Annotated in this window: 14 protein-coding genes; 3 read left to right on the top strand and 11 right to left on the bottom strand. The window is 53.1% G+C overall.

Annotated elements, in window-relative coordinates:
* Positions 1 to 49 precede the first annotated feature (49 nt).
* From ACMZ66_RS03065 to ACMZ66_RS03055, 3 genes are all read right to left on the bottom strand, one after another.
* Positions 50 to 844 (bottom strand): calcium-binding protein, encoded by a 795-nt coding sequence (locus tag ACMZ66_RS03065; RefSeq protein WP_416934297.1) that lies wholly within the window; start codon positions 842 to 844, stop codon positions 50 to 52.
* A gap of 334 nt (positions 845 to 1,178) precedes the next feature.
* Positions 1,179 to 2,561, bottom strand: a complete 1,383-nt coding sequence (locus ACMZ66_RS03060) for an HlyD family type I secretion periplasmic adaptor subunit (protein ID WP_416934295.1) — start codon at positions 2,559 to 2,561, stop codon at positions 1,179 to 1,181.
* Complete coding sequence (locus ACMZ66_RS03055; protein ID WP_416934293.1) at positions 2,558 to 4,372, bottom strand: type I secretion system permease/ATPase; 1,815 nt, start codon at positions 4,370 to 4,372, stop codon at positions 2,558 to 2,560. Before ACMZ66_RS03055 ends, ACMZ66_RS03060 begins: the two co-directional genes overlap by 4 nt.
* Before the next feature lie 328 nt (positions 4,373 to 4,700).
* On the opposite strand from ACMZ66_RS03055, the gene ACMZ66_RS03050 reads away from it, so the two are divergent.
* The 3 genes from ACMZ66_RS03050 to ACMZ66_RS03040 all read left to right on the top strand — a co-directional run bounded on the left by ACMZ66_RS03050 (position 4,701) and on the right by ACMZ66_RS03040 (position 7,491).
* Positions 4,701 to 5,201 (top strand): MarR family winged helix-turn-helix transcriptional regulator, encoded by a 501-nt coding sequence (locus ACMZ66_RS03050; protein WP_416934291.1) that lies wholly within the window; start codon positions 4,701 to 4,703, stop codon positions 5,199 to 5,201.
* Positions 5,198 to 6,406: a glycosyltransferase gene (locus ACMZ66_RS03045; protein WP_416934289.1), complete on the top strand. Its 1,209-nt coding sequence runs from the start codon at positions 5,198 to 5,200 to the stop codon at positions 6,404 to 6,406. Before ACMZ66_RS03050 ends, ACMZ66_RS03045 begins: the two co-directional genes overlap by 4 nt.
* A gap of 149 nt (positions 6,407 to 6,555) precedes the next feature.
* Positions 6,556 to 7,491, top strand: coding sequence for a pirin family protein (locus tag ACMZ66_RS03040; protein ID WP_416934287.1), 936 nt, complete (start codon positions 6,556 to 6,558; stop codon positions 7,489 to 7,491).
* A gap of 69 nt (positions 7,492 to 7,560) precedes the next feature.
* On the opposite strand, the gene ACMZ66_RS03035 is transcribed toward ACMZ66_RS03040, so the two are convergent.
* The 8 genes from ACMZ66_RS03035 to ACMZ66_RS03000 all read right to left on the bottom strand — a co-directional run bounded on the left by ACMZ66_RS03035 (position 7,561) and on the right by ACMZ66_RS03000 (position 17,566).
* The gene (locus ACMZ66_RS03035) at positions 7,561 to 8,229 is read right to left on the bottom strand and encodes a histidine phosphatase family protein (protein ID WP_416934285.1); all 669 of its coding nucleotides are present in this window, start codon (positions 8,227 to 8,229) and stop codon (positions 7,561 to 7,563) included.
* Positions 8,230 to 8,306: 77 nt separating this feature from the next.
* Entirely contained in the window at positions 8,307 to 8,519 is a 213-nt protein-coding gene (locus ACMZ66_RS03030) for a TOBE domain-containing protein (RefSeq protein WP_416934610.1), read from the bottom strand.
* A gap of 11 nt (positions 8,520 to 8,530) precedes the next feature.
* A complete protein-coding gene (locus tag ACMZ66_RS03025) occupies positions 8,531 to 9,430 on the bottom strand; it encodes an ABC transporter ATP-binding protein (protein WP_416934283.1) in 900 nt (299 codons plus the stop codon).
* Positions 9,427 to 11,154: an ABC transporter permease gene (locus tag ACMZ66_RS03020; RefSeq protein ID WP_416934281.1), complete on the bottom strand. Its 1,728-nt coding sequence runs from the start codon at positions 11,152 to 11,154 to the stop codon at positions 9,427 to 9,429. The genes ACMZ66_RS03025 and ACMZ66_RS03020 overlap by 4 nt, the downstream gene beginning before the upstream one ends.
* A 152-nt stretch (positions 11,155 to 11,306) precedes the next feature.
* On the bottom strand, positions 11,307 to 12,662 hold the full coding sequence (locus ACMZ66_RS03015) for an ABC transporter substrate-binding protein (protein ID WP_416934279.1): 1,356 nt from the start codon (positions 12,660 to 12,662) through the stop codon (positions 11,307 to 11,309).
* A gap of 205 nt (positions 12,663 to 12,867) precedes the next feature.
* Positions 12,868 to 14,226: a sigma-54-dependent transcriptional regulator gene (locus ACMZ66_RS03010; RefSeq protein WP_416934277.1), complete on the bottom strand. Its 1,359-nt coding sequence runs from the start codon at positions 14,224 to 14,226 to the stop codon at positions 12,868 to 12,870.
* On the bottom strand, positions 14,223 to 16,232 hold the full coding sequence (locus ACMZ66_RS03005) for an ATP-binding protein (protein ID WP_416934275.1): 2,010 nt from the start codon (positions 16,230 to 16,232) through the stop codon (positions 14,223 to 14,225). The genes ACMZ66_RS03010 and ACMZ66_RS03005 overlap by 4 nt, the downstream gene beginning before the upstream one ends.
* A complete protein-coding gene (locus ACMZ66_RS03000) occupies positions 16,229 to 17,566 on the bottom strand; it encodes an ABC transporter substrate-binding protein (RefSeq protein ID WP_416934273.1) in 1,338 nt (445 codons plus the stop codon). The genes ACMZ66_RS03005 and ACMZ66_RS03000 overlap by 4 nt, the downstream gene beginning before the upstream one ends.
* Positions 17,567 to 17,583 lie beyond the last annotated feature (17 nt).

The following is a 17,583-nucleotide window of genomic DNA, read 5'->3' as shown; positions in this document are numbered from 1 at the left end:
AGATCAGGACGGGTCGCCCGCAGCAAAAGCTGCGGACGCCGCCATTGGATTACTGGACGCTAAAGAAGCTATCCGGATCGTCCTGTACGTCTTCGGCATCGATATTGTTAAGGGTAATGGAATCCCCATTGCCAAGATCGATGACAGTGTTGGCACCGACTTGCGTTGCACGGGCAGCCACGTCATCGGCACTTGCGATGCCGGTGTCATTGATGTTGCTGCTAATGGAAAGCATGTCGTCACCAGCCTGGAAATCCAGAACGACGTCGTTGCCGCCGCCGCCAGAGAACACGAACGTGTCCCCACCAGAACCACCAGACATGATGTCATCGCCAGCGCCACCTTGAAGGACATCGTCCCCGGAACCGCCAAGCATAAGGTCATCACCCTCGCCGCCCTGAAGAACATCGTCTCCAGAACCGCCAAGCATGACATCGTCTCCGCCACCGCCGAAAACGATATCGTCACCTGCACCGCCGATCAGAACATCACTGCCTGATCCACCGTCGAGAACGTCATTATGCGCGCCGCCAAGCAGGGTGTCGGAATCCGCACCGCCTGACAGAACGTCTTCACCGGAGCCACCTATCATCAGGTCGCTGCCGCCGCCCCCGATCAGTGCATCGTCACCCGATCCACCGAACAGGACATCATCACCTTCGCCACCAAGCGCAACATCGTCGCCCGATCCGCCGAACAAGGCATCATCGCCTTCTTCGCCAAACAGCACGTCGTCATTACCTTGTCCGAAAAGTGTATCGTCTCCGCCACGTCCAAAGATGACGTCACTGAAACGAGATCCGAGAAGCGCATCATCAAAGGCGCCGCCTTCGAGAGTTGCCATGTAATCCTCCTTCGTGTCCCAACATTATTGACATCGCGGGGATGTTTCCCTCGCGAGAGGATGGCCGTTCCCTCGGGACCTTCTGAGTCCCGCGGATAACGGCCACTCAGAAAACCCTACATTTTTTTACTTATGCATTGGAGGGTATTGTTGTGATTTTATTTTGTCAACATTATGACCTAATTTGATATTCATTACATATATTAAGATAATACTGTTTTTATTTTACTTATTATTTACTTCAAAATTTGATCTATACTTGAAAAGAAAAGGGGCAATCCGGCAGAAAACCGGGATCGACCCTTAGTTGGTTCCGCATCACGCGGGGGAGGAATCACTCTTCGCGGAAGGCTTTATCCATGCTCTGAACAATCGGATCGATCAGATAATCGATGGCCTTGCGCGGTGTTTTCAGAACAAGAATGTTGGCGGGCATGCCGGGCCGCAGATGAATATCGTCATATTTTGCGAGCTCGGCCGGATCGATGGCGGCGCGCACGATGTAATAGGATGAATCGCGCTGTTCATCTACGGTTTGGTCGGCCGCGACATAGCGCACTTCACCGTTCAAAGGGGCCAATCGCCGCTGGCTATAGGCCGTCAGACGAATTTGCGCCTTTGATCCGACCTGGACCGAGTCGATATCCTGCCGGTTAATCCTGGCTTCAATCACCAACGGTTCGTCTTCGGGGATGATATCCATGATTGGTTCGGCCGGGCTGATCACCCCGCCGGGCGTTCTGATCTGAATATTGGCAACCGTTCCGGCCTGTGGTGCCTTGACCTCAAGCCGGTCAAGAACATCACTGCTGGCGCGCAGACGCTGGGTAACATCATTCAGTGCAAGCTGCGCTTCCTGAATCTCGGTCGCGATATCGCTTTGCCATTCCATTTCAATGGATGCCAAATTGATTTCGGCTTCGGCTTTTTGCTGCTGGGCTGCTGCTTTCTGGGCTTTGAACTCGCCCATATCCCCGACAAGATCTGACCAGTTATTTTCCACCTCGACCAACTGTGTCCTTGTGGCAAAGCCCTTGTCGGCGAGTTGGCGAATCCCTTGAAGTTGTTCGGCAACCAGCTTTTCCTGCCGGGTGCGGGCATTGATCTGGGAATCCAATGCCTGTGCTTCGGCTTCGAACTGTTCGATCTGCTTGGCCTGTGCGTCACGTTTGGCTGTATAGACCTCGTTGCGTTTGCCAAACAGACGCTCCTCGTCGGCTAGGATATCGGCAACATAGTCTTCCTCGCTTGCCAGCAATTCCTGCGAGAAGGCGATATTTTGCTGACCACGCTGTTCAGCGCGCAATCGCGCAAGCTTGGCCATCAAGCCATAGCGCTCGCCGCGTAACTGGCCAATTTCCGACTCGCTACGTGTGCCGTCGAGAAGCGCCAACACCTGACCGGTGGTGACTTTATCCCCCTCCTCGACCAGAAGCTTTTTGAGGATGCCGCCTTCAAAGTGGTTAACGACCTTCTTTTTCGAATCGACAATCACCGAACCGGTCGCCACAGCGGCACTATCAAGCTCGGCGGTAAACGCCCAGGTCAGAAAACTGCCAAATCCCAGAATAATCACAGCAAGCCCAGCCATGATCGGTTTGCGCAGACTTTGGCGCGATGCTTCGCGTTCTTCAGACAGGATCTGATGCCAGGCGACCTGCGGTTCTTCGTGCGGGATCGCGACACCGCCTTCATCAAGGTTAATGATACGGGTCATGCCGCACCTCCGTTTTCCTGCTTACGTTTGACCGAAGGCAGACTTTTGATGTCGTCATTTTCATTGGACAGATTGCGGATCACATCGGTGCGTTCCCCGAACTGCTTAACCCGTCCTTCCTGCATGACCAGAAGCTTGGTCGCGTATTGCATGATGCTTTGACGGTGCGCGATCAGAACCACCATGGCACCAGAATCAGCCGCTTGACGCACAGCCCTGATCAGGGATGCCTCACCCTCCGCATCCAGATTGGCGTTGGGTTCATCAAGAACCAGAAGCCTTGGCCAGCCGTAAAGCGCACGCGCAAGCGCAATGCGTTGTTGCTGCCCGCCAGACAGGGTATGTCGGCCAGCACCAATCGGCGTGTCATAGCCGAGTGGCAATCGCCCGATCATTTCATGAACGCCCGCGGCACGGGCGGCTTCGATCACCTTGCGGGGATTTGCATCGCGCATGCGGCTGATATTGTCGCGTATGGTGCCATTCAAAAGCGATACCGATTGTGGCAAATAGCCAACCATGTCGCCAAATGATCCGCGTTCCCACAGATAGGCACTATGCCCATCAAGATAGACGCCACCGTTATTGGGCTTCGACGCCCCTACCAGCAACCGTGACAAGGTCGATTTACCCGCAGCCGATGGCCCGACAACGCCAAGGATGTCACCCGGTGCGAGCTCGAAACTGATGCCGCGCAGAACCGGTACATTTGATCCCGGTGCGGCATAAACCAGATTATCGACAATCAGCGGTCCTTCGGAGCGCGGGGTGGGCTTGATTTCACGTTCCGACTGACTTTCTTCAAGCATCAGGCGGATGCGTTTCCAAGACGAAAACGCCCCGACCCATGCCCGCCAATCGCGGGTGACATTATCAAACGGCAGCAACAACCGACCCATAATCACGGTCCCGCCGATCATCGCACCCGGAGTCGTTTCACCCTTGATCACAAGGTATGCCCCCATCGCCAGCACAATGATCTGCATGCCAAAACGAGCGGACCGGGTGACGGAATACATCCCCTTGCTGCGGATATTACCGACATCAAGCAACTCGCTGGCGTGGATTTGTGCCTGACGCCAGCGCAGGGCGAGGGCTGGCATCATGCCCATTGCCTCGATCACTTCGGCGTTTGAAACCGTCGATCCGATATCACCGATATTGCGAAGATTGGCGTCCGTTCCTTCTTTGGTGACCTGGCGTATCATCAGATCCCCCAGCAAGCTCAGCCCGATCAGGGTCAGAACCGCCACCAGCCCGGCAATGCCGTAATAGGGATGCAACGCAAACATCACGAACAGGAAGATCGGCGACCAGATCGCTTCAAGCGGGGCGGCGATGGTGGTGCCGGTGATGAAGTTGCGCAGATCAGAAAGGTCGCGCAGGACCTGGGTGCCGTGCAGCGATCCTTTTTCAAGTGCCACACGCATGGCTGCCGAAATTGCAGGCAGGTTCAACCGGCGCAAAAGCGACTTTGCCATTTCCTGAAAGACAAGCGCGCGCACGAAATCAAGGATGCCATACAGAATGATCGCACAGACCGCGATCACCAGAAGCAACAGCAGGGTATCGGTGCTTTGACTGTTGATCACGCGGTCATGCACCTGAAGCATGAACAGCGGCACGGTAAGTTGAAGGATATTGATGAAGCCGCTCATGACACCGGCCCATCCGAGCCCGCGCACGAACGTAAAGCGGGCCTCGCGAATGACCGATCTTGCATCAAGTTCGGGCCGGGCTTCTTTCGAATTCACGGTCGAATTCACAGGCAAATCCACCGGTTTTGCCAGCTTTTTGCGGCGAAATTGCATCGAAAATCATCCAATTAAGCAAAAGTCATAGTTTTTCCGCAATCTAATCACATAGTTGCGATGACATGATGCTCTACAATAAAATCAAATATGTCGATCTCATGTTGACGATTAGACAATGTAAAAACATTAACAATGGAAGTAATTCAAAAATAAAAATACTTTGGAATTACTTCTGAAGAACGAGCAAAACTGCGGGAAGAAAGAGGCGTTCGGAAAAATCGTTCAAGAACAACGTCTTGTTATCTTCCCCAACACGAAAATTGTGTCTAGGCAAACCCACCTTGGCATCAACTCTCGCTTGGGACCAGATAACGGATCGAAACTTATGACCGTCACTCATCTTGAACTGGCAAATACCGTCGAACGGATATATCGGCGGTTTGCGGATTTGTTACGGGTAGATCTTATCCGACTCGGAAAGGATGACATCAGCCCGGCGCAAGTGGCGCTGCTTTTTACCATCGGCGAAGATGAACTCTCGGTACGTGACCTTTTGGATCGCGGCCATTACATGGGCTCAAACGCGTCTTACAATCTTAAACAGCTTGCTGAATCTGGCTATGTCGAACGACAGGTCATGGCACGCGACAGGCGATCTGCACGCCTGAAACTAACAGCAAAGGGCCATGAACTTTGTCAGGCATTACATGAATTCCACGAGGAATATCACGAAGCCCTGACCAGCAATCTTGAAGACCAGCAGGAAATGGAAACAGCTTTGCGCACTTTACGCAGGCTGGAAGAATTCTGGACGCAAACCCTGCGTTACGGTGGCATTCCGATCAACGGCGCCATCGCCGTTCAGGAGGCCCGAAACCGCCGATGAAGATTGTCCTTGTTCATCGTCATGGACCGGGACAGTTTGTACATCTTGCCTGTCATCTGGCGAATGCCGGATGGCAGGTATCGTTTCTGTGCGAAGCCATGAATGTGCTACTGCCCGGCATCCGAACGCTGCGCCAAGCTGTCACCCCACCGCCACCGGCCATGCCCTTTGCCCAATATCATCAGGATGTTGGACTAAAAGCTGCCAAAACGCTTGATAGCCTTGTGCGTGAAGAAGGCACACCTGACATCGTTTATGGCCATATTGGCTGGGGCAGCATGATGTTTGCCCGCGATGTTTTGCCCAACACACCCTTGATCGGATATTGCGAACATTATTATCACGCGACCGGCCGTGACGTCGGCTTTGCACCTGATGAAGACGTTACACTCGCCAAGCGCACTCAGCTTCGCCTGCGAAATGCGGCACAGCTGGCCACCCTTGATCAACTTGATGCGGCGATCAGCCCGACCCGATGGCAGAAATCCGCCTTCCCGGCGGCCTATCACGCCAAGATCGGCGTTTGCCATGACGGGATCGACACCCATCGATGCCAACCCAACCCGCAAGCCAGCCTGACCCTGCCAGACGGCCAGGTACTCACCGCCAACGATCAAGTGATCACCTATGTCGCGCGCGATCTGGAACCCTATCGCGGGTTTCCAACCTTTATGCGGGCAGCGGCAAAGCTTTGCCAACAGCATCCCAACGCCCAAATCGTCATTGCAGGCGGTGATGGCGTCAGTTACGGCCAACCGCGCACGGATGGCCAAACCTGGCGCGATGTCATGATGGCCGAAACGCAGATCGATCCATCACGAATCCATTTTCTGGGACAGATCCCACATGATCAATTGATCCGGCTGTATCAAATCAGCTCTACGCATATTTATCTGACATATCCGTTCGTGCTGTCATGGTCGGTGCTTGAGGCCATGGCATGTGGTGCACCGGTGATCGCATCTGACACCGGGCCTTGCCATGACATCATTCGTGATCGGCATAACGGGTTCCTCACCGATTTCTGGGATGCGGATGCACTCGCCGCCAAGATGGCATTCTGCCTTGAGAACCGTGACGCGCTGATCCCCTTACGCGAACAGGGGCGTAAAACCATCCTTAATCACTTTGATCTTCGGCTGTGCCTTGATCGGCAAACCAGCTTGCTTGAGCGTATGGCACGTGGAAAGGGTCGCGCCGCCTGATTGGGTAGATGGGCAGGTCATTGCGTGTTATCGTTTTATATCAACAGATTTACATATTTGATGACCTTCGATCCCGGATACTGAACGACAAGCAACACCGTAAGGCCGTCGTGATTTTGCCATCGACTGCCCGATAAAAGGAAAAACGGATGAGCTGGAACCCTTCGATCGACCCCGGATGCCCCGATGATGTTGGAATGGATGCAATCGAGACCCTGATTGTGCCGCGCGCACGTGATCTTGGCGGGTTTGAGGTGCGGCGTGCATTGCCCGCACCCAAACGCCAGATGGTCGGGCCATTCATCTTCTTTGATCAGGCGGGCCCGGCAGAGCTTTTGACGGGAAAAGGCGTTGATGTCCGCCCGCATCCGCATATCGGTCTTGGCACGGTCACCTATCTGTATCAGGGCGATTTTCATCACAAGGACAGCACCGGTGCCGATCAAGTCATTCGCCCGGGCGAGTTGAACTGGATGGTGGCCGGGCGCGGTGTCACCCATTCCGAGCGAACTTCTGCCGCAGCTCGCCAAGGCCCCAGCAGCCTGTTTGGCATTCAAACCTGGATCGCCCTTCCCGAAGAATTCGAAGATGTCGCGCCGAGCTTTGAACATCACGGCAAGGAAACCCTGCCGGTCCTTGAAGATAACGGCGTTTCGGTCCGGCTTATTCTTGGCAATGCCTATGGCATGGTCGCCCCGGCCAAGATGATGTCAGAAACGTTTTATGCTGATGTGATGCTTGACGCTGGCAAACGCCTGCCACTACCAGATGATCATGAAGATCGCGGGATTTACATTGTTGAAGGATCAATCTCGGTCGCGGGTCAGGAATATGGCCCCGCACAAATGATGGTCTTCCGCCCGGGTGACAAGATCACGATTGCAGCGGGTGAAACCGGTGCGCGCTTGATGATCTTGGGCGGAGCAACCTTTAACGGCCCGCGCTATATCTGGTGGAACTTTGTCGCATCATCCCAGGAGCGTATTGATGCCGCCAAAGAAGAATGGCGCGCGGGCAATTGGGGCAAAGGCCAGTTTGATTTACCACCCGATGACCGGGACGAGTTTATTCCGTTGCCGGAATAAACCCCGATATTCAAAGGGTCATAGGCGATTTTGATTGCGCCTTCTGGCCCTTTTCCCATGCGTTCGGAATCAGATGTGAACCGTGAGAGCATTGCCGTTCAACTTGAATTGTTCGGTCAAAATCTCTGGCATTGTAAGTTCGATGCTTTTGCCGGACCGAAGCAGATAGGATGTTGTTTGGGGCTCGCGGTAGCAATCCATCTCTTCCCGAGATGCCCCGGCGTACAACCCGCGAATCAAGCGAAAACAGCCACTGTGGGTAACGACAACATGGGTTTTGTTAATTGAGAGATCGTTCAACCAAGTTTTGATGCGCAACAAAACCTGCGATTTAGACTCGCCGCCTGGCACCTGATAGTTCCATGGATCATTCTGATGAAGCGCGAATTCTTCAGCGCGATGTTTCGCCACTTCGGCAAGTGACAGACCTTCCCACGCACCATAACTGCGTTCTACCAACGCACTGTCGGCATCAAATTTGTCAAACCGGCCAGCCCACATGTCTGCAAGAATGGAAGCGGTCTGACGTGCGCGACCAAGTGTACTGGTGTGGTAAGCGATGTCGCCTTCATTACGCAGATCACCGTGGATCTTACGCAAGTTCTCGCCCACGGCGCAGATTTGCCGAAACCCGTTCAATGTCAGGGGTGCGTCTTGCCACCCTTGCAGGCGACCTTCAACGTTCCATTGCGTTTCACCATGACGGATCAGCAAAATGGTCGGATGGCTTTTTTTCATTATGTCGAACTCATAGCGTCAGAGAAACCGGGCTGCACCAAATGTCACTCCACATTCGGCGCAGCCCGGTGGCAAAGTTAATCGCGGATCAAAACCGCCTGCTCGGGATCAAGTTTCAAGGCCACTTTCGCCCCTTTCTCCATGCGTTTTTTGCCACGTGTATGTCGCTGATCAACAAGAAGCTGCTGACCCCCGACATCAACCGCATACCGCACCATGCCACCAAGAAACTCTGCGGAAACAACAGAACCAACGACTGTCTCGTCTGAGGTTTCGGCACAAAACTCGATACTTTCCGGCCTTACAACCAGCCTTGCAGTTCCCGCCTGTTCTTCCTGTGCAACGGGAATCCTGAACTCTCGCCACAGTCGAAACGCACGCCCTGGCCTTCCTTTACGACCTTCCCATCAAGGATATTTGCCGTACCAAGGAATTTGGCGACAAAGCTGTTTGCCGGGTTGTCATAAACTTCGTCTGGACGACCAATCTGCTGAACAACACCATCGGCCATCACTGCAATGCGGTCACAGATTGTGTTCGCCTCTTCCTGGTCATGGGTCACGAAAATGGTCGTAATCCCCAGACGGCGCTGCAGTTTGAGCAAGTCCTGACGCATCTGAACACGCAAATTCGCGTCCAGATTTGAAAGGGGCTCATCGAGCAACAAGACGCGTGGTTCAACCACGATTGTGCGCGCCAGCGCAACGCGCTGCTGCTGGCCACCAGAAAGTTGCGACGGAAACCGTTCTGCATAGTCGCCCATGCCCACCAGTTCTAGAGCGGCACGCACTTTCGGTGCGATCTCCGATGCCGGCACTTTGCGTTCTTCAAGACCAAAAGCAACGTTCTTGGCAACAGTCATATGCGGCCAGAGCGCATAGCTCTGAAACACCATGCCAACATTTCGCTGCCAGGGCACTGACCCGACAATGTCCTGGCCGTCAAGCTTGATTTGACCTTTCGGGGTCGGACCAAACCCTGCGATTGCCCGAAGAAGCGTTGATTTTCCTGATCCTGACGGACCCAGGAAAGCAAAGAACTCGCCCGGACGAATGGCCAGGTTTACCCCTTTGAGAACCTCGGTATCGCCGAAGGATAGAGAGAGGTTTTCAATATCGATCTGAACCGGCGTTGTTTGCATGGTCGTCATGGTGTCGGCCTCCGCGCGACGATTATTGGAAAGATTGGTTGTGATGGTCATGCTGAGCCCTCCGCTCGTTCCATGCTGCTGCGCTGCTGACGCGCACGATCAACCATTCGATGTGAAAGATACGTAGCCAGACCGACGATAATGACGGCCATCACGCCAAGTGCCGCCCCCGGACCACGCCCGGCAGCAGATTGCATGAACAGGTACAGACCGTAGGCCAACGGTGCATCATTTTCGGTCGAGACAAGCATGATGGTTGCCGACAGTTCGACGGCTGCTGTCGAGAAACTGGTTACAAACCCTGCCACCAGACCGCTTGCCATCAAGGGCACGACGATGCGCCGCACGGTGCGAAATTTCGACGCACCAAGGTTCTCGGATGCCTCTTCAAGAGATGGGGAAACCTGCTGCAAGGCTGCTGTACAGGAACGCAGTGCGTATGGAAGGCGACGAACGGCAAGGGCAATGACAATGATCCCCCACCAGGTTGCCATCGGTTGATCGGTGAAAGGCATATTCACGCCATAGAACACACGTAAATAACCAATACCAAGCACAACGCCCGGAACGGCAAGGGCCGACACGGCCAGGTAATCAAGCCACTTACGGCCAATCACATTGGTGCGCATCACCACATAGGCGATGGCTGTGCCAAGGACGATATCGATAACCCCGGCAAGACCGGCATAAATCAGCGTGTTTTTGATAAAGGTCCAAGCAGACGTAAAGGCCGTACCATAATGGCTGGTGGTAAAGCTGTCGGGCAGGACGCTAAAGGACCAGACAGACCCGAAGGACAGCAACAGCAAGCCCAGATGAGGTGCCAAAACAATACCAAGGATCGAGAAGATCACGACATAGCAAAGGATCGCTTCGTGCGAACGAAGATCACGTTTTGACAGCCCCCCGCCACCTTTTTGCGTGGTGGAATAATCTTTGCCGCGCATCCCGAGGAATGCCACCCACATCGCAAAGACCGAGAAGACGATCAGGATACAAGAAATCACATAGCCCATCGGATCGGAGATACCGATCGACGAAATACGCAAATAAGCCTGGGGTGCCAGCATGGTGTTGACGTTGAGCAGTAGCGGTGTTCCCAGATCGTCAAATACCTTGACGAATACAAGCGACGCACCGGCGATATAGCCGGGCATGGCCAGCGGGAAAACGATGCGGCGGAAAAGACGAAAGCCGCTTGAACCCAGCATCTGGCCTGCCTCTTCCATCGAACGGTCGATGTTCTGAAGGCTGGCGCTAAGGTTGATCAGGATGAACGGGAAATAGTGAATGGACTGCACAAAGATGACGCCATTCAGACCTTCCATGAAGGGAATGTCGAACCCGAACCAGTCGCGTAGCAACAAATTGACACTGCCATTCGATCCAAACAGCAACTGCATGGCGACCGCACCGATGAAGGGCGGCATGATAAGGGGCACGAAGGCAAGCGTCTGGATAATCACCGAACCCGAGAAATTGAAACGGGTCGTGAAATAGGCCAACGGTAGCGCAAATGCCGACGCGAACACGACGGACATACCCGACACATAGACCGAGTTGAAGAAGGACTGGCGGAAAAGCGAACTGTTAAAGAAGTCCTGGAAGTTTACCAGCGTCAAAGAACCGCTGGCGGGGTCCTGGAATGCCACCTGAATAACCTTCAGGACCGGCACCAGAAGAAATGCCCCAAGGAACAGGACAACAATCCCAGCGACCATGTATGGACCAAGCGAAGAAAAACGCACCGGTCGCGCAATAGCGGCGGAGGACATGAATATTCTCCAATGTCGGGAAATTAGGCCCCTGCCAGAGAGGAACGTGCGATGAGTTTCTCTGGCAGGGAGGGTGAGCATCATGTAAGCCCCGCGCATACCCCCAGCGGCTGCGAGGTGACATTACATGATACCAGGGAGGTCAATGCAGCTCAGAACATGAAGCGTGCCGTATTCGCGAGTTCGGCTGCTTTCTGGTAGTTCTGAACGATCTGGTTATCCCATTCCTGTTCGATTTCTGCCTGACGGCCTTCGACCTTGTCGGTCTTCTTCTTGCGTTTGGTTTTGAAGATCGCGGCAAATTCAGGATCATTTGCCTTGGCTTCATCGATCGGCAAGGTATGAAGAAGTGCTTTGGCTTCGGTGATCAGCTTGGTTGCTTCAGCATTTTCAGAACCACCCTCGGCCAGTGCGGCTTCGGCTTCCTGAATCGCGACCACTGCAGCACGCAGGTCTTCCAGACGATAGGTAACCATGACGTCAAACAGCGAGTTCACAACGTTATAGCGAGCCTGCGAAACCGCAGTATCAAACTGCACTTCTGATTTGATGCTGCCATCAAACGGGTTCGGCAGACCTTTGGGTGCGTTTGCATAAACGCTCTGATTGACCGGAAGACGCATGATTTTCGGATCAAACAACAGGCCCTGACCGGTTTCCGACATCAGGAAATCGATGAATTTCTGTGCCGGTGCGCTGTTTGGAGCATTGTTGATCACACCAATATTGGCCGGAACAAGTGCGGTAACACTCGGATAGCGGAAATCAACCGGGAAGCCCGATGCCATCGACGAGAAACCAAAGAAGTCGATAACAATACCGATGCCAAATGAACCGCTATTCACCCCGTCCGGGACACCAAAGCTGCGCTCGGTGATGGTCTTGGCATTGCCGGAAATATCACGGATGGTCTGCCATCCCTTTTCCCAACCTTCACCCTGAAGGATGGTTTCAATGGTCAGGTGCGTGGTACCGGAACGCGACGGTGCAGAGATACCAACATGGCCGTGATAAACAGGCTTTGCCAAATCTTCCCATTCGGTCGGCTCGGGAAGTTTATAGGCATCCATGTAACGTTCGTTCCACATGAAGCCATAACCCGACAAAGCGAAGCCGGAATAATAACCATCCGGATCATTGATCGGATAACCGTTCAGTTCGCTGGCAACGCCGCCAACGGCTGATTCGTATTTCGCAAGAAGACTGTTTTCTTTCAGCACTTCAAACGCGTCCGGTGCTGATGCCCAGAAGATATCCGACTGGTTGTTCTGTGCCGTTTCAATCAGGTATTTCACGCCAGACGACGTACTTTTATTGACGACCTCGACAGAAATCGAAGGGTTTTCCTTCATGAAGGCGTTTTTGAAAACGTCCGTCAGATCAGACGGGAAGGACGTAACAATCACAAGCTTGTCGTCAGCAGCATGTGCGCTCGCAGTTGCAAGCATTGCCGCAATTGCAACACCTGTCCCCAGATGACGCAAAGTCTTTTGAACCAATTTGGACACTGGTTCCTCCCTATTTGGTTGTTCATTGACCGACGAAGATCGGCAACCAAACAAGAGCAACGCATGTGCCAGAAGGCAGCATCAGGAGAAACCTGACTAACTAACTGAAATAAAAACAATAACTAGAAAATACAGACATGCATTACAAAATGAATTGGGTCAATTTTGACACATATGTGAAAAATCACGTGTCACGAACGACCCATCATTCACCGCCTGAAAAGGCTTGCTTATCGATATTATGGTGCTGCATCCGCAGATACAGTTTCTTGCGTGGGATCGACAGGTAATCGGCCGTTTCCTGAACACGGCCACGGCAACGTCGCATTGCGGATACGATTACCTTTTTCTCAAACGCATCTATCTGGTCTGGCAATGACATGACGGCCGCATCACACTGATCCGCGGCCATTCCAGCATTTTCCAGCTGCAAGGCATAACGTTCTGCCGCATTTACAAGTTCACGCACATTTCCCGGCCAAGGCTTTCCACGTAAATCATCAAGATTGATTTCGCTGATTTCCGGGATCGTCAAACCATGTTTGCGACAGGCCTTCGTAACGTAATGCACAAACAATAGTGCAATGTCATCGCCGCGATCACGCAGGGACGGAATGGTCAGGGATGCAACTGCCAGCCGATAATAAAGGTCGGCGCGGAACCGCATTTCTTCGGACGCCAGTTCCAGATCTTCCTTGGCAGCAGCAACGACCCGTACATCAATCGTGATTTGGGATTTTCCGCCAAGTCGTTCAATTACCTGACCTTGTAAAGCACGCAACAGCTGAGTTTGCTGACCTAAGGGCATGCTTTCGATTTCATCAAGGAAAAGGGTCCCGCCACTAGCCTGTTCAAGCTTACCGATTCTGCGGCGGTCTGCACCGGTAAATGCCCCGGTTTCATGACCAAACAATTCGCTGGCAATAAGATTTTCGTTCAGAGCACCACAGTTAATCGCGATGAACGGTCCATCCTTACGCGGCCCCAACTCATGTAGTGCACGGGCAACAAGCTCCTTGCCGGTGCCGGTTTCCCCATAGATCACAGTATTTACATCCGCCCCGGCCACGACGGCAATCTGCGCCCGTAGCCGTTCGATCTTTGGGTGATTGCCCATAATGTGGTTTTCGATTTTATAGCCGTCTGAACTGCTTTGGCTAAGGCGCCGGTTTTCCAGAACCAATCTGCGCAGTTCAGCTGCGCGCGCCATAACGGCAAGCAATGTATCCGGGTCTGCCGGCTTCTCGATGAAATCATAAGCCCCGGCTTTGACGGCCTTGGTCGCCATCGGAATATCACCGTGGCCAGTTACAATGATAACCGGGATCTTTGGATCAATACGTTTGACAGCATCAAGTACACCAAAACCGTCCAGACCCGGCATCCGCAAATCGGTCAGAACCACGCCTGGCCAATTAGCAGCAAGGGTCGCAATTGCCGCCGCCCCGTCTTCAAAGGAGTATGGCGTGAAGTCATTCAGATGCAGGGTCTCTTCCCATGCACGACGAATTTCAGCTTCATCATCAATCAACAGGACTGGTGGTTTTACACTGTTATCGGTCACGTTTTAAACAGCTCCACAGTTGCGGTCGTCCCACCCTGATCACCGGCTTGCGGCAGGACTTGCAAGCGGCCGCCAAGGTCACGAATAATATTGAACGAGATCGACAATCCAAGACCTAACCCCTTGCCTGGTGGTTTGGTTGTAAAGAAGGGTTCGAACAGTTTGTCACTGACTTCCTGAGCAAATCCGGTGCCATTATCAGCCACTGAAATGATCGCTCGGCGGTCAGTTTCGCTGATCACCAGATGCAGGACCGGATCATCCCGGCTTTCCACCGCGTCAATCGCGTTACTGATCAGATTTACCAACACCTGTTCAAGCTTTGCCGGGTCGGTAAGGACATAAACCGGTCCATCTGGATAGTCGCGTGCAACCTTGATATTGTCGCGCGTCACACGTTCATCAAAAAGCGACAATGCGTTTTCAAGAACCTCGACCGCATTATGGCGTGTGACGGCTTCTTGCGGACGGCGCGCAAAGCTTTTCAGATGGTTGGACGTCTTTGAGAGACGTTTTACCAACCTGTCGATATCTACCAGTTTCTCGCGGCATTTTTCGATCTCGCCGCGCTCAAGATAGAGTTCAGCATTGTGGTTATAGGAACTAAGGGCAGCCAATGGCTGATTGAATTCATGGGCGATGCTTGCAGATAACTGTCCCAACGCGGCCAATTTCGCTGCCTGCAGGAGTTCTGCCTGAGTTTCCCGCAAATCCTGTTCGGCTTGACGACGCAGGGCGATTTCGTGACGCAACTCGCTGTTTGTTCCCTGAAGGGCCTCGGCATGCGTTTCGAGCTGCTGGGACTTGTGACGGAACAATCGCACTGCATCAGCAAGTTGCCCGATCTCGTCTTTGCCATCGACCAGAACCCGGTGCGCAAAATTACCATCTGCAATGATCTGCATCGAAGACAAGACACGCATCAATCGTTGCAACAACTGTCCGCGCACAAAAAACACCGAAAAAAGGATCAGCAACACAACAGTGGCAAGACCGGCCAAAACCCCGAATAATTGCCCGTTACGCACTTCCTGTTTGATCTGGCGCGATACGTTTTCGGTGCGCTGACCACTTTCACGCACGGTATCGGCGACAAGCCCGCCCAAGGCCTCGAGCAATACGGCGCTTTCATTCTGAAGCTGGGTATTCTGACGGCGTAAAGCTGTTTCGCGTAGCTTCAATTCGAGCAAGTCACGTGGACTGTCCCCATAGGACGCAATTTCACGCCAAATCTGAAGCAGGGTGATGGAACTACTGTTTTGCTGCAAGGCAGGCAGATTTTCGTTGGCCTCGGAAATGCTCTCCAAAAGACGCAACCGAAGTTGTTCAATCGCGCCGAAATCATCTTCACCTACAGCGCGCAACATTAAACCGACAATCAGGTTACAGGCGGCATGCAAACGGCCAAGAGCCTCGGTGAAGCGAACTTCATTGACGACAGCATCGGCCGGTATTTCCTGCCCTGGGATAGCAAAGCTGCGATCAATAGCCGATGTTACGTTAAAATTTGCGTCAATCAGCAAGGGATCAACTTCGAGCAAGAAGTCGCTATGCAGCCTGTTAATCCTTGAGACTTGCCGGCCAAGATCGTCTCGCATGGTAAATCTGCCAGCGACATTGGCATCAAGTTTTTCGACATTCCCCATCAGCGCATCAAGCAAGCCAGTCAGTTTTTCTGTCAGCTCCGGCGCATAGATCGAAAGCTCGTCACTCAGTTGTTTCAGGTCTCTGAAATGGCCTTCCAAGCTGTTCAGAGCTTCTTGCCGACCGTACTGGGTATTGGCACTTCCCAAACGCGGGGTATCAACCCTGATCTCTTGGCCAATTTCGGCAAAACGGGCACTTGTTGCCGTAACCGAAAGGTTCTCCGATGCAAGGTCGCCCACCGTCTGGCTGACCCCGCCCAGGGTCAGATTGGAAATCACCGTTGCCATGACAGAGACACTGGCGATAACGATGATCGACAAAGTCAGCTTGGATTTCAGACTGCTCGGACGCCAATTCATTTCACAGCACCCGTATCAAGGTGACTTTGAAACGAGTCCATTCGCGCAATCAACTCTCGGGCCGATTTGAAACGCTGACTGAAATCATTAGACCAACTGTCTTGCACCCGGAGCCTGCCAACCACAGTATTTTCGGATGGAATGACATCGGAAAATACGCGTTCAAAGCTGTGCTCGTTTGCCATGAAGGCGGCAACAGGGACCGCTTCGAGCGCATCCCGAACGGCATTTAACAACGGTCTCGTCGCATCAGATTGGGTTATGACCGGGGAGGCTTCCAGTCTACGCAGTGATTGCCAAAGCTTCCTGAGTTCAAGCAAGCGGTGCGTGATCATGTCATCATAAAGCGCATTAACCACCGCCATACGACGTGCCGCCAATTTCAGATCAAGCCCCTGCGCAGGACTGTTTTCAGACGGGGAAAATCCGGCCCGCGGCCATAGACTTGGATCTATCGGAATACGCTTGATCTCAGGCTGAAGCAGCAATTTCTGGGCAGGATCACCACGCAAAAAGTCTACGAATTCAAGGGATTTGGCATTTTGGGCACCCAACCCGGTCACCGCAACACTGGCCGGGAAATACCAACTTGGCGAAAATGATTGAAACGACAAGGCATCACCGGCTTGCGATTCAGACTGCGCCAAAAAATCAATCCCGATGCCGTAAGGGAACCGTTTGCGCGCCACGCCGTCTCGCACACCAAAACTGCGCGCAGTGACGGTCGCCAAGTTGCCACCAATTTGCGACAACAATGCCCAACCATCATTCCATCCGTATTGCTGTAACAAGCTTTCGACAAAAAGATGGGTCGTACCACTGCGTGACGGAGAGCTCATACCGAGCAGACCGTAATATTGTGGCGACGCCAGATCAGCTATTTCGAATTGCCCATTTCCGAACGGCTGTTCAGCTTCTGACATCACACCAATCGTCGAAAGTGCGAAACCAAACCGTGATCCATCAGGAGCATCGGGCTGAATACCACTGACTCCAAGCGGCTTGGATACCTTTTGGGGAAACTTGGCCAAGGCACCGTGCTGATCAAGAAGCTCGAATGCGACGGGGGAACTTGCCCAGACAATATCAGGAACCGGTCGGCGACTTTCGCGCACATGGGAAATCAGGCCGATGGTGTTTTTGTTCTGAACACATACGTCTATTGTACCCGTTTGCTGGACAAAAAGGTCAATGAACGGCTTGTAAAATGACGACGGATAGGACGTCAGAATGCTCAGTTCGCACGCATCCGCCTTGCCGTAAGTCGCGAATGCCACGATACCGGCAACCAGTCGGACCACAACGCGCGACGAAATCGCTGGCCACAAACGCATTGCGTTATTTTTCGCGG

Origin of the sequence: Thalassospira sp. (genome assembly GCF_048059015.1) — a bacterium.
Lineage (GTDB): Bacteria > Pseudomonadota > Alphaproteobacteria > Rhodospirillales > Thalassospiraceae > Thalassospira.
Note: the sequence above shows the minus strand (reverse complement) of the source record. Positions and strands in the feature narration are given on the sequence as shown.

Bases quoted from the DNA above. Each gene is read 5' to 3' on its own strand.
- ACMZ66_RS03065 (WP_416934297.1), bottom strand. From the start codon at position 844: ATGGCAACTCTCGAAGGCGGCGCCTTTGATGATGCGCTTCTCGGATCT.
- ACMZ66_RS03060 (WP_416934295.1), bottom strand. From the start codon at position 2,561: ATGACCCGTATCATTAACCTTGATGAAGGCGGTGTCGCGATCCCGCAC.
- ACMZ66_RS03055 (WP_416934293.1), bottom strand. From the start codon at position 4,372: ATGCAATTTCGCCGCAAAAAGCTGGCAAAACCGGTGGATTTGCCTGTG.
- ACMZ66_RS03050 (WP_416934291.1), top strand. From the start codon at position 4,701: ATGACCGTCACTCATCTTGAACTGGCAAATACCGTCGAACGGATATAT.
- ACMZ66_RS03045 (WP_416934289.1), top strand. From the start codon at position 5,198: ATGAAGATTGTCCTTGTTCATCGTCATGGACCGGGACAGTTTGTACAT.
- ACMZ66_RS03040 (WP_416934287.1), top strand. From the start codon at position 6,556: ATGAGCTGGAACCCTTCGATCGACCCCGGATGCCCCGATGATGTTGGA.
- ACMZ66_RS03035 (WP_416934285.1), bottom strand. From the start codon at position 8,229: ATGAAAAAAAGCCATCCGACCATTTTGCTGATCCGTCATGGTGAAACG.
- ACMZ66_RS03025 (WP_416934283.1), bottom strand. From the start codon at position 9,430: ATGACCATCACAACCAATCTTTCCAATAATCGTCGCGCGGAGGCCGAC.
- ACMZ66_RS03020 (WP_416934281.1), bottom strand. From the start codon at position 11,154: ATGTCCTCCGCCGCTATTGCGCGACCGGTGCGTTTTTCTTCGCTTGGT.
- ACMZ66_RS03005 (WP_416934275.1), bottom strand. From the start codon at position 16,232: ATGAATTGGCGTCCGAGCAGTCTGAAATCCAAGCTGACTTTGTCGATC.
- ACMZ66_RS03000 (WP_416934273.1), bottom strand. From the start codon at position 17,566: ATGCGTTTGTGGCCAGCGATTTCGTCGCGCGTTGTGGTCCGACTGGTT.